Origin of the sequence: Burkholderia sp. MSMB1459WGS (assembly GCF_001534535.1) — a bacterium.
GTDB lineage: Bacteria > Pseudomonadota > Gammaproteobacteria > Burkholderiales > Burkholderiaceae > Burkholderia.
Genome location: NZ_LPMU01000059.1, coordinates 24,939 through 37,527, shown reverse-complemented (window position 1 = coordinate 37,527; position 12,589 = coordinate 24,939). Strand labels below are relative to the sequence as shown.

6 protein-coding genes are annotated in these 12,589 nt (G+C 71.5%); 2 read left to right on the top strand and 4 right to left on the bottom strand.

What is annotated here, in order from left to right; translation table 11 throughout:
- The first annotated feature begins 31 nt into the window (after window positions 1-31).
- Both WT97_RS21520 and WT97_RS21515 read left to right on the top strand, forming a co-directional pair.
- On the top strand, window positions 32-958 hold the full coding sequence (locus tag WT97_RS21520) for a DMT family transporter (RefSeq protein ID WP_059501871.1): 927 nt from the start codon (window positions 32-34) through the stop codon (window positions 956-958).
- A gap of 501 nt (window positions 959-1,459) precedes the next feature.
- Window positions 1,460-2,740 carry an EAL domain-containing protein gene (locus tag WT97_RS21515; protein WP_059502103.1) on the top strand — a complete coding sequence of 427 codons (1,281 nt, stop codon included), beginning with the start codon at window positions 1,460-1,462 and terminating at the stop codon, window positions 2,738-2,740.
- A gap of 50 nt (window positions 2,741-2,790) precedes the next feature.
- Here the strand turns inward: WT97_RS21515 and arfB are convergent, their stop codons facing one another.
- From arfB to recC, 4 genes are read right to left on the bottom strand one after another with little or no spacing between them, the layout of a single operon-like run.
- The gene (gene arfB, locus WT97_RS21510; RefSeq protein WP_060354377.1) at window positions 2,791-3,195 is read right to left on the bottom strand and encodes an alternative ribosome rescue aminoacyl-tRNA hydrolase ArfB; all 405 of its coding nucleotides are present in this window, start codon (window positions 3,193-3,195) and stop codon (window positions 2,791-2,793) included.
- Window positions 3,192-5,495, bottom strand: a complete 2,304-nt coding sequence (locus tag WT97_RS21505) for an AAA family ATPase (RefSeq protein WP_060354376.1) — start codon at window positions 5,493-5,495, stop codon at window positions 3,192-3,194. The genes arfB and WT97_RS21505 overlap by 4 nt, the downstream gene beginning before the upstream one ends.
- Window positions 5,492-9,196 (bottom strand): exodeoxyribonuclease V subunit beta, encoded by a 3,705-nt coding sequence (gene recB / locus WT97_RS21500; RefSeq protein WP_060354375.1) that lies wholly within the window; start codon window positions 9,194-9,196, stop codon window positions 5,492-5,494. Before recB ends, WT97_RS21505 begins: the two co-directional genes overlap by 4 nt.
- Window positions 9,193-12,531, bottom strand: coding sequence for an exodeoxyribonuclease V subunit gamma (gene recC / locus WT97_RS21495; protein WP_060354374.1), 3,339 nt, complete (start codon window positions 12,529-12,531; stop codon window positions 9,193-9,195). The genes recB and recC overlap by 4 nt, the downstream gene beginning before the upstream one ends.
- Between the last annotated feature and the right edge of the window lie 58 nt (window positions 12,532-12,589).

Here is a 12,589-nt window from a genome sequence, read left to right as displayed (position 1 = left end):
CGTCGCATCCCGTCCCCGCCCTCGCCGATCGATGTCGCCCAAGAACGCTTTCCTGCTGACCGTGCTCGCCGCCCTGTGGGGCGCATCCTTCCTGTTCATCCGGATCGGCGTGGTCGATTTCGGCGTCGCGCCGCTGATGGCGCTGCGTGTAGGCATCGGCGCGCTGTTTCTCGCGGGCTTCGCGCTGACGCGCTTCAAACCCGCCGATCTCGGCGCCCGGCTGCGCCGTCATGCGTGGCCGCTGTTCGTCGTCGGCGCGCTGAATTCGGGCATCCCGTTCTGCCTGTTCGCGTTCGCCGAGCTGACGCTGTCGGCCGGCGTGACGTCGGTGATCAACGCGACGACGCCGCTGTGGGGCGCACTCGTCGCTTACCTGTGGCTGAAGGACAAGCTGTCGCTGCCGCGCGCGCTCGGCCTCGTCATCGGGTTTGCCGGCGTGCTCACGCTCGTATGGAACCAGATCGCGAACGCGCACGGCGACACGGGCGCCAGCGCGACCGCGCTCGCTGCGGCGGCCGCGCTCGGCGCGACGCTGCTGTACGGCATCGCGGCCAACTATACGAAACGCAAGCTCGGCGGCGTCGATCCGCTCGTCAACGCAACCGGCAGCATGATCGGCTCGACCGTCCTGCTGCTGCCGTTCGCGATCGCGACGTGGCCGGCCGCGCCGGTCGGCGCGCACGCATGGGGCGCGGTGCTCGCCCTCGGCATCGCGTGCACGGGCATCGCGTATTTCATCTTCTTCTACCTGATCGCGCATATCGGGCCCGCCCGCGCGATTACCGTGACGTTCGTGATCCCGGTGTTCGGGCTGCTGTGGGGCGCGCTGTTCCTCGGCGAACACGTGTCGGCCGTGATGATCGGAGGCTGTGCGATCGTGCTCGTCGGCACCGCGCTCGCAACCGGCGTGATCAAGCGGATTCCCGGCGTCCGACCGCGCGGCGGCGAAGCGGCGTGACGATCGGCGCGCCCGGCGCGCAGAAATCGCCGGCCGCTCCGCGGCCATGCCGATGGCGACGCGACGCGGGTGCGCTAACGCGCCGCCGGTCGCACCGCGGCGCGCGGGCATTCGACTCATTCGTCTGACGGCAGCGGCCGGCCGCCGGGATTTCCCGCATCGGCCTGCGCATCGGGCGGCAGCGACGCACGGTCATGCCGCCGCCCAGTGGCAGGAGGCGGGATCGTCATCCGCCGCCGCGGCGCGCTTCGTTTCGCAACGGTCATGCACCGTACGCATGCACGCGGGGCCGGTCGCCGCGCCGCAGCGCGCGAGCCGCAATCGCGGTGTACCGTTTGCGTCTGGAGTTACCCTGATACGCGCGCCGCGGCAATCCCGTTACACTCGGAACACTCATCCGCAGAAGGCGGTCTCGATGCCTCCCGTTCTTTCGCGTCCGCCAGCGCATGCGGCTGCATCGGCGTGGCGGTACGCCGCCGCCCGCTCCCGGGCACCGTTGACATGAAGTCCTCCCGCGACCTGTCGCTCGACGCCCTGCTCGAACGTCTCACGCCGACGCCTCACGGCTGGCTCGCCACCTACCGCACCACGACATTGCGCAGCGTGTTCCAGCCCGTGCTGTCGATCACGCACAAGCGCGTCGTCGGCTACGAGGCGCTGCTGCGCGTCGTCGACGGGAACGGTGCGCTGGTGTCGCCCACCGCCCTGTTCGACAAGACGCGCGGCGACGCCGACGCGCTGCTGCTCGACCGGCTCGCGCGCTGCCTCCACACGGCCAACTTCGTCACACAAGGAATCGGCGACGGCTGGCTATTCCTGAACGTGACGCCGCGCGTGCTCGACACGGGCCTCGTGCAGCGCGAGTTCGTCGAGGCGCTGTGCCGGCATTTCGCCCTGCCGCCGAACCGCATCGTGCTGGAAGTGGTCGAGCAGCCGGCACGCGACGAAGCCGCGCTTGCCCGCACGATCGACATGATCCAGCATCGCGATTTCCTGATCGCGATCGACGATTTCGGCACGGGGTTCTCGAACTTCGACCGCGTGTGGCGGGCGCGGCCCGACATCGTGAAGCTCGACCGCTCGCTCGTCGAGCGTTCGACCGCCTCGGCCGACGATCGCCGCATCATGCATCACCTCGTGTCGATGCTGCACCAGGCCGGCGCGATGGTGCTGGCCGAAGGCGTCGAAAGCGACGACGCACTGCAGGCGCTGATGGAAGCCGACATCGATTTCGTGCAGGGTTTCCAGTTCGGCCAGCCCGATGCATCGATCGCGCACGCGAGCGCGGCGGCGCCCGCGATGCTCGATGCCGCGTGGCGGCGCTTCATCGCCCGCCGGCACACGCCGGTGATCGCCCAGCAGCCGGGCTTCGACGCGATCGAACGGCTCGTGCTCACCGGTGCGGCGGCGTTTTCGGCGAGCGGCAACCTGCAGGACGCCGCGCAACGCGTGTTCGCGGTGCCGGCGGCGCGACGCGTGTTCGTCACGGACGAGACCGGCGAACAGTTCCTGCCTTCGATCGGCGCACCGCCCGACGACAGCCAGGCGAGCGTGACCCGCCTCGCGCCGCTATTCCCGGAAACCCACAGCAACTGGTCGCGGCGCCCGTATTTCCAGCGCGCGATCGCCGCCCCCGGGCGTGTCGCGCTGATGGGCCCTCACTTCTCGCTGACGGAAGGTCGCGACTGCTATACGGCCGCCGTCGCGATCCGCGCGCAGAGCCGACTCGTCGTGTTCTGCGTCGACTTCGTGCTCGACAGTGCGGGAACCGTGATGCGTTAGCCGCCGCGCGCGGCGGACGATCGCATGCGACGCGCGTCTGCGATCATTGGTCAGTCGACCACCTTCCCGCGCCCCGACTTCACCACGCTGCGGCGCGACTTGTGCTCGAGCCGCCGCTCCTTCGACGCACGCGTCGGCCGCGTCGCGACCCGGGCACGCGGCGTGTACGCGACGCTGCCGATCAGCGCATCGAGCCGCGCGAGCGCGGCCTCGCGGTTTTTCTCCTGCGTCCGATATTCCTGCGACTTGATCACGACGATGCCGTCGCGCGTGATGCGCTGGTCGGACAACGCGAGAAGCCGCTCCTTGATGACCGGCGGCAGCGACGACGCGCGGATGTCGAAGCGCAGATGAATCGCGCTCGACACCTTGTTCACGTTCTGCCCGCCCGCGCCCTGCGCGCGCACGGCCGTCCATTCGACCTCGGCCGGATCGAGCGTGTAGCGAATCATCATCGCGAAGCCTCCGTACGGCGCCGGGCGAGCGCCTCGTCGACGCGGGCCGCGAGCCCCGAATCGCGCTGCGTGCGCGTCGCGACCGCCTGCGCCAGCACGCGCCGCGGCCCGATCACCTGCACGCGCGTGCGTGCGCGCGTGACGGCCGTATAGACGAGCTCGCGCGTGAGCACCCGGCCGAACGACGCAGGCAGCACGAGCGCGGCTTCGTCGAATTCCGAGCCCTGCGATTTGTGCACCGTCAGCGCGAACGCCGTTTCGTGCGGCGGCAGCGCGGCCGGCGACACCGCACGCGCGGCGCCGTCCGCACGCCGGAACCACACGCGCAGCACACCGTGCGCGTCGGGCAGCGCAATGCCGATGTCGCCGTTGAACAGCCCGAGCGCATAGTCGTTGCGCGTGACCATGATCGGCCGCCCGGTGAACCAGTGCGCGCCGACCGCGAGCGGCACGCGTGCCGCATGCCGCACGTGCGCGGCCACCAGCGCATTGACGTGTTCCGCCCCGCGCGAGCCGCTGCGGGTCGCGCACAGGATCCGGAACCGGTTGAGCGCGTCGAACAGCGGTAGCGGATCGGGCGCCGGCGCGGCCAGCGCGTCGCGCAATGCATCGAGGTATGCGCCGAAACGCCGCGCGAGCCGCTCGACCGTCGACGACGCCAGCGTGTCGCCCGCATCGTCGTGAAACGATGCGGCTGCCGAGTCGTCGGCGGGCAGCGCATCGAGCGCCGCCTGCACGTCGCCGCGGCGGATCGCGAGCGACAGCCGGCCGATCGGCGAATCGAGACCGAAGCGGTAATTGCGTTCGAGCCACACGACGCAGTCCGCGAGCGGTGCCGGAGCGGGCGTGCCGGGGGACGCGGCAGCGGCTTCGCCGGCCAATGGCGATGCGACCGCCGTCGCCGACGCCAGCGCCGCATCGTCTGCGTGGAACGGCGCCAGCTCGACGGTATCGAGCCAAGCGAGTTCGTCGGCCTCGATCCAGGCCGGCGCATTGCCCGGTGCGCCGGCATCGGCCGGTGCCGACTCGGATGACGGCGACGGCGCGATGTCGGCCGACGACGCTTCGGCATCCTGCGGTTCGTCGTCGAAGAGCGACGCCTGTCGCGCATCGACTTTCGGCCGAGGCGCCGATTTGCGCGCAACAGGCGCGGATACCGATGGCAACGCCGAAGCCCGTGCGGAAGCGGATGCCGGATGCGCGCGCGCATCCGCTGCCGGCGCGGCTTCGTCGGGCACCGGCAACGCCGCGACGAATGCCGCCTCGTCGATGTCCAGCGCCTGCGCGATGCGCTTGCGGGCCGCGGCGGTGAATGCCGGCCGTGCGCTCAGCTCCGCGAACACGGCGCCGGCCTCGACCGCGGCCAGTTGATCCTTGTCGCCCAGCAACACGAGCCGGGCGCCCGGTGCGAGCGCGTCGAGCAGATGCGCGGCGAGCGCGACGTCGATCATCGACGCCTCGTCGACGACGATCAGATCGTACGGCAACGGATTGTCGCGATGATGCCGGAAGCCGGCCGTCCCGCCGCCGCCCAGCAGCCGATGCAGCGTATAAGACGTGTCGGGCAGGCGCGCCGCGAGTTCGGGCGGCAAATCGCCGGCGCGTGCGTGCAGCGCCTCCTGCATCCGCTGCGCGGCCTTGCCGGTCGGTGCGGCCAGCGCGATGCGCAGCCCCGGATGCGCATCCAGCAGGCAGGCCAGCACGCCGACGACGGTCGTCGTCTTGCCCGTGCCCGGCCCACCGCTGACGATCGTCACGCGGCCGGTCAGCGCGACGATCGCCGCCACGCGCTGCCAGTCGACTTCGCCGGTGGCCGGCCCGAAGTAACGAGCGAGACTGTCGCGCAACCGGTCGGGCGACAGGCTTTCGTCCGGCGCGGCGACACCGGCCTGCGCGACGAGCGCATCGGCGAGCCGCCGTTCGTAGTCGAAATAGCGCGACAGGTACAGATGATCGAGCCGGTCGACGATCAGCGGCCGCTCGTCGCCGCGTGCGAGCGTGCCGAACGCGACCACGCCGCTCGCGGCCAGCGCCGCGCGCACCTCGTCGAGCGACGCTTCGTAGCGCTGCGCGAGCGCACCAAGCGCGACGCACACGTGGCCGCCGGCGGTCGCACGGCTCGTCGCGAACGCGGCGCGCGCGGCCCAGCGCGCCGCCGCGGCCGGCGCACCGGCACGGCGCGCGAGGTCGCCGATGCGGCGCGCGAAGCCTTCCGCGAGCGCGATGCCGAAATCGGCCGGCTCGGGCAGCCGCGCGACGAGGCCGCCGGTGAATTCGAGCATGTCGTCGGACGCGGTCATGCGCGGCCCCCTTCCATCATCCGGTCGAGTGCGTCGACGAGTGCACGCGCGGGCCGCCGCGCGTGCACGCCGGCCGGCTCGCCTCCGCTGCGCCAGCTGGGCCGCACGCCGCGCACGAACAGGTACAGGTAACCGGCGATGTGCGTGTCGTAGTCGTAATCGGGCAGCCGGCCGCGCAGGTAGCGATGCAGCGCGACCGTATAGAGCAGCGCCTGCAGGTGATACGCGTGATCGGCCATCGCGACATCGAGCGCGCGCGGGCCATAGGCATCCGGCGTCGTGCCGAGGTGGTTCGACTTCCAGTCGACGATCCAGAAACGGCCGTCGTGTTCGACGATCATGTCGATGAAACCCTTGATGAAACCGGCGAGCGTGCCCGCCTCCAGTGCAACGTCCGGATAGCCGTGCGCGACCAGCAGCCGGCGCAGCGCCGTCAGGTCGAGCGACGGCGCCGGGAACAGGAAACCCATTTCGTCGAGCCGCCTGGCCGGATCGAGATCGGCGAGCCGCATGCCCGGCACGAGTTCGGTGTGCACGACGTCGTCGACGAGCCGCGCCATCATCGCCGGCAGGCGTGCCGCAAGCGCCGGCTCGGCCTCGACCGGACGGTCGTGCAGCGCGCCGAGCGCGGCCTTGTGCCACGATTCGGGCTCCGCGAACCGGCTGAGTTCGAACAGGCGGTGCAAGCATTCGCCGGCCGCCGCACCGCGCGGGAACATGAGGATGTCGTCGTCAGGCGGAGCCGTCACCGTGTCGGCCAGTATCGGTTCGCCGTCCGGCGCCACCGCGGCAAGCGCATCGTGATCGGGCCGCAATTCGTCGTCGGGCACGGCCGCGACGCCCGCCTCCTCGCGCGCCATCGACGCGGTCAACGAGCTGAAGCTCGCCATCCGCCACGCATCGCGCAGGATGCGCGTCGCATGGCGCGCCGCGAGCGTCTGCGACGCATCGTGCCCGGCCGCGAGACGCTCGCGGCGCGCAGGCACGGGCAGCGGCGCGATGCTCACGGGGCCGCCCGCGAGCGCGCGCCATGCCGCATCGAGCGCGGCCTCGTCGGGCGGCTCGTCGAGCCACGCGTCGAACGCATGGCCGGCACCCGCGACGAGCCAGTTGAGCACGCTGCGCCGCGCTTCGCGCGTCGAGCGCGACGACAGGTAGGGCCCGGCGACGACATAGCAGCGATACACCGCGCGCGTGAGCGCCACGTAGACGAGCCGCGCGCGTTCCGCCGCCTGCTCGCGCAGCGCCTGCCGCGCCGCGTGTGCAGCCGCCTCGTCGTCGCATCCGTAATGCAGCACCGCATCGCCCGCGTCGTCGTGATACTCGCGCGCATCGGGCAGCGCGGACGACGGCGGCTCGCGCAACCCGCCATCGTTCAGGAACGGACAGAACACGATCGCGTATTCGAGCCCCTTCGACTTGTGCACCGTGACGATCTGCACCAGGTTGCGATCGGATTCGAGCCGCAGTTGCGCTTCCTCGCCGCCGCCGTCGAGCCGTTGCGCGGCGAGCCAGCGCAGCGTCGGCGCGATGCCGGGCTGTGCGGATGCCCGCGCTTGCGTCAACTCGGCCAGATGGTTGATGTCGGTCACGCGGCGCTCGCCGTCCGCCCCCGCCATCAGCCGTTCGGCGATCCGCAGCTCGCGCGTGAACGTGCGCCACATCACCGCGAAACCGCGTTCGCGCCACAGCAGCCGATACCGCGAGAAACGCTCGACCCAGCTCATCGCATCGGCGCTGTCGGCCGCCGACGCGCCGGGTGGCGCATCGCCGTCGCCCTGCTCCATGCGCCACAGCGCGCCGGCGTCGAGCCCGAACCAGTCGGACGCGAGCGCCGCGCGCAAACGCCGCAGGTCGCCTGGCGCATCGATCGCCGCCAGCACGCGTTCGAGCTGCTCGGCGTCGCCGGTCGAGAACACCGATGCCTGCGCCAGCTCGACGCTGCCGATGCCCCACGTCGCGAGCACGCGCTTCACGAGGCTACCCTGCCGGTGCGTTTGCACGAGCACCGCGATGTCGCCAGGCGACAACGGCGTGCCCCCCAGCCGCACGCGCCCTTCACGTGCGCCGCGCATCAGCCGCGCGATCTCCGCCGCGCAGGCCTGGGCAGCCTGCGCTTGCGCGTCGCGCTTGAGCAACGTGCCTTCGCCGCCCGGCAGCGCCCATATCCGGAAATCGCCGGCCGGCCCCGGATCGGTCTCGTCGACGAACGGCGCCCGCACGCGCGTGCCGGCGCGCACCGCGTAATAGTCGAGCCCGTCGAGCACGAATGCGCGCGGATTCGACATGAAGAAGCGGTTGCACGCATCGACGATCGCGGGCGTCGAGCGCTGATTGACCGCGAGCGTGTAGCACGCACTCGCCCGTGCGCGCGCGGCGAGATAGGTATGCAGATCGGCCGCGCGAAAACTGTAGATCGCCTGTTTCGGATCGCCGACGAGGAACAGCGGGCCGCCCGGCGCGAAGATCCGGTCGAAGATCGCGAACTGCAGCGGATCGGTATCCTGAAATTCGTCGATCAGCGCGGCCGGATAGCGTGCGCGCAGCGTGTCGGCGAGCCACGGATGCGCGTGCAGCGCGTGATACAGGTTCGCGAGCAAATCGTCGAACGACACGACGCGCCGCGTGCGCTTGCGCTCGGCCAATTCGCGCGGCGCCATGTCGAGCCATTCGGCGATCAACGCGAGCCAGCGCGCGCGCTGTGCGGCCTCGGCCGCGGCCACGGCCGCTTCGAGCGCGTCGGCCACCTCGAAGAACGCGTGTGCGGGCGTCGCACCGCCTTTTTTCGTCGCCTTCGTCAGCGCGGTTTGCGTGAGCTTCAGTGCGGCTTTCGGCAGCGCGGCCGTCGCATCGCCCTGCTCGAAATGCACCGCCCACGCGGCGAGCGCATCGGCAAGCGCGTCGGGCTTGTGCGAGCGTTGATTGAGCGCGGGCTGCGCGGCGCGCAGCAGCGCATCGATCGCGTCGCGCTCGGCAGCCCACATGCGCGCGGCTTCCGCGAAGCATTCGGCTGCGGCCGCTTCGGCCGATTCGTCCGGCTCGGTCACGCCGTCCCAGCGCAACGCGGCAAGCGGCTTCTTCAGCCGGCGTGCGAGCTGCGCATCGAGCGCGGCCGGGCCGGCCCCCGATTCGACGAGCCAGGTCGCGAAGCCCGGCCAGCGCGCGGCTGCCGGTTCGACGCGCGTGCGCCAGAAATCCGCGGCGAGTTCGAAGCGCAGCGACGCATCGTCGGCCTCCATGTCGAACGCGAACGGCATCGCCGCCGCGAACGGCGCCTCCTGCAGCGCGCGCTGGCAGAACGCGTGGATCGTATGGATCGCGGCCTGGTCGAACGCGCGCAGCGCGCGCCGGATCCGCTTCGCAGCCGTCTCGGGATCGAGCGCGCCGTCGACGCCGAGCGTGGTCTCCCACAGACGCGCGATGAACGGATCGCCGCCGTCATCGCCCGTGTCGAGCGCATGCGCAAGCTGCGCGAGCCGGCTGCGAATCCGCTCGTGCAGTTCGGCCGTTGCCGCTTTCGTGAAGGTCACGACGAGGATTTCGTCCGCGCCGAGATCCTTTTCGAGCAGCAGGCGCACATACAGCGCGCAGATGTTCCACGTCTTGCCGGTGCCGGCCGACGCCTCGATCTGGTTGACACCGTCGAGCGGGCACGCGAACACGTCGAGTTCGAGCGCCTGCGGCTGCGACACGGCGCTCATGCGACCTCCTTCAGATGCTCGACGAGCGGCTCGAACACGAGCCGTGCGAGCGTGCCGAACGGCTCGTCGAGCGACGGATGCGCGCCGCGCCATGCGATCGCGATGGCCGGATCGTCGGCTTCGCTGACCACCCGCTCGTTGATCCACACGCTCGCGGCCTTGGCCTCGCCGTCGGACACCCGCGCCCACGCGCTGCGCGGGAAAAACCTCAGCGGCATGCGCCGCCCCGCGCGAAACAGCGCGGCCAGCGGCGCGAGCCGTTCGAGCGGCGCCGCGACGGGCGTCAGCTCGAACGCACCGCCGCTGCCGAACCACAGCGTGCGGCGTGGGCCGCCGGGCTCGACCGCACAGTAGACGAGATGCGCGAGCCAAGCGGACAGGTAATCGCGCGCACTGGGCCGCGCATAGCGATAGATGACCTGCCCGGCCGGCGTCAGCCGATTCAGCGTGCCATGCAATTCGAGCGGCGCGCCTACCGCGTCGGCCGCCAGCATTGCGTCGTCGGCGCCGAACAGCGCCTGCTCGGTATCGGGCCACGCCGGCACGACGGTGAGCGAGAACGGCCGCCGCTCGATGCCGTCGGCCAGTGCACGGCGCACGTTCGACGCAAGCTGCGTCATCGAACCGAGCGCCTGATCGCGCCACACCGCGCCCGTCGCGCCGCCGGGCAGTTCGGGGCTCGCGTCCGCAATGCGCAGCGCATGATCGTGCACGCCGCCGTCGCCCGCTTCGATCAGGAGCGGCAGCACGCGCTCGGCAAGCGCGTCGCTGCCGGCGAAGTCCAGCGCGAACGGCTCGGTATCGAGCAGTTCGGCCTGCGCATCAGCCAGCACGATGCCGAGCCGGCCGCGCAGCAACGCACGCGCCGGATGGCGCCAGAAACGTTCGAATTCGCTGAACGCGACGGGCTCGACCGGCTCCGCCGGCAGCGGCTGCGCGAAGAACGGCTGCTCGCGCGGCCCGTCGCGCGACGCCTCGGCGGCCAGCAGCGACGCGAGCGTCGCCCGCTCGGCGTCATACGAAACGAGGCCGCTGCCCGGCTGGAAATACGCGGCCGCGAACGGTTGCAGCGGATGCTCGACGATGAACGCGCGGCGCGCGGCATCGACCGCGTCCGGTGCGGCGCCGGGCCCGGCCGTGACGTCCGCGAGATGATCGAGCAGTTCGTCGACCAGCGCCGCGGGCGGCAACGGCGCGTTGTCGCGAATGCTGCGGCCCGTATAGGCGATCAGCAACCGGTCGCGGGCGGCGAGCAACAGGTCGAGAAACAGATTGCGCTCGTCGTCGCGGCGCTGCCGGTCGCCCAGCTTCGGCAGCACGGCCATCAGGTCGAACTCGTCCGCGCGCGCGAGGCTCGGCAGCACGCCGTCATCCATTCCGAGCAGGCAGACGACGCGATACGGCAGCCCGCGCAAGCTCGTCAACGACGAGAACGTGACGCCGCCCCACGGCACGCCGCCGCGGGCCGGATCGTCGAGCGCCGCGGTGAGCCCCGCGCGGACGACGGCCGCCGGCAACGCCTCGTCGGGCGCGCCCTCCGTCATCGCGGCCAGCATCGCGTCGAGCGCGTCGCGCACGCCGGCCAGCGCGTCCGCATACGCGGCGCCCGAGTCGAAGAAGCGCGCGAGCGTGTCCGCAAACAGTTCACTCCAGCCGCGCGGCGTGTGCGACTCCGCGAGCCGCCGCGCGAAGCCGTCGAGATCGTCGGTAAACCGTGCGAGCCGGCCGAGCAGTTCGGCCTCGCTGCCCGTGGCCGCCTCGATCGGCAGCCACGCACCGATCGGCGCCGCCCCTTCGGGCATCGCATAGCCGAGAAAGAGCCGCGCGAGCGCATCGGAGAACGTATGGCGCGGCGCGGGCACGGCCGCGTCGTCGCTCGCGAGCGGCGACAGCCCGCGCCGCGCGCCGGCGGCCGCGAGCCAGGTCTGCACCGTTTCGAGCGCGGCCGCGTCGATGTCGTAGCGCGCGGCCACCGCATCCACGCGCAGCCATTCGACCAGCTCCGGCGCGCCGACCTGCCGCTCCGGCAACGCGAGCCAGTCGAGCAGCACGCGCGCGACCGGATTCGCCTGCGACGGCGGCAGGCCGGTGATCCGGTAAGGCACCCGCGCACCGCCGGCGCCGGCCGTGCCGAACACCGCGTCGATCAACGGCCCGGCCGCGGCGAGATCGGCCACCGCGACGAGCACGTCGGACGGCTGCAGGCTCGCATCGGCGTCGAACCACGCGAGCAGCCGGTCGTGCAGCACCTCGAGCTGGCGCGCGAGACTGTGGCACACGTGCACCTCGATCCCTCGCTCGACCGGCGTGTCGCCGAGTTCGGCCTCCGGTTGCAGTTCGAGGATCGCGTTCTGCACGCGCGCCAGCCAGGTAGGCGCAGGATTCTCGACGAAACGCGACGCATCGCCTGACGCGGCGCTTTCGGTCAGTTCATGCAGCATGTGCAATTGCGCCTGCGTCTGCCTGCCCCATTCGGCGAGCAGCGGATGGCCGACCTCCTGGTAATCGCGCCGCCCGGCCGCATCGAGCGCCTCGGCGTGCGCGGCGGTCACGATGTCGAACCAGAATTCGCGGCACGGATTCAGCGCGTAGACGCGCACGTCGATCCAGCGCGACAGTTCGCGCAACAGCGCGACGTGCAGCGGCGGCATCGTCGGCAACGCGAACACGCTGACCGATTCGGGCCAGTCGGCGCGCGCGAGCGCATCGGCATCGAGATGGCGCGCTTCGACGAGGAAGCGGTGCGCCGGCGGCGTACCGCTGTCGCTCAGCTCGGCGAGCAGCGCGCGCCACAGCGCGGCCTGCCAGCGCTCGTCGTCGCGTGCGGCGTCGCTGATCCCGCGCGGCGCGCCGTCGCCCGCGAGCACCGATTCGCCGGCCTGCCACGCGGCCAGCCATTCGGGGCGATAGGTCAGGTAGTGATCGAGCACGGCCGCGACGCGATGAGCCAGTTCGTAGCGCATCGCATCGTCGGAGGCCGACAGATACGCGGCCAGCCGCGGCGACGCGAGCCACGGCGCACCGTCGGCCGCCTGCGCGAACAGCCGGTAGCAGCGCCACACGAGCCGGTCGGGCGCGAACGGCGAACGCGCGGGCACCGTCAGCACACGGCCGATCTGCGCCCACAGCCACTGCGCGAGATACGTGAACTCGACGTTCGCGCACACGCCGTTGCGCGCGGCGATGTCGAGCTCGAGGCGGCGGCGCAGCGCCGCGCTCGGCACGATGACCTGTTGCGGCGCCCACGGGCCGTTGCGGGCCGGAAACGCGGCCAGATCTTCGAGCAGCGCGTCGGCCAGCGTTTCGTGACGGTTCGAATAGAAAAGATGGAGCATGAAGCGGGCGTCGGAACCTCGCACCGGCGGGATCGGGCGAACAGGATCACCAAGGATA

Excerpts from the sequence above, each read along its gene's own strand:
- WT97_RS21520 (WP_059501871.1), top strand. The coding sequence starts at position 32 with ATGTCGCCCAAGAACGCTTTCCTGCTGACCGTGCTCGCCGCCCTGTGG.
- WT97_RS21515 (WP_059502103.1), top strand. The coding sequence starts at position 1,460 with ATGAAGTCCTCCCGCGACCTGTCGCTCGACGCCCTGCTCGAACGTCTC.
- arfB (WP_060354377.1), bottom strand. The coding sequence starts at position 3,195 with ATGATGATTCGCTACACGCTCGATCCGGCCGAGGTCGAATGGACGGCC.
- WT97_RS21505 (WP_060354376.1), bottom strand. The coding sequence starts at position 5,495 with ATGACCGCGTCCGACGACATGCTCGAATTCACCGGCGGCCTCGTCGCG.
- recB (WP_060354375.1), bottom strand. The coding sequence starts at position 9,196 with ATGAGCGCCGTGTCGCAGCCGCAGGCGCTCGAACTCGACGTGTTCGCG.
- recC (WP_060354374.1), bottom strand. The coding sequence starts at position 12,531 with ATGCTCCATCTTTTCTATTCGAACCGTCACGAAACGCTGGCCGACGCG.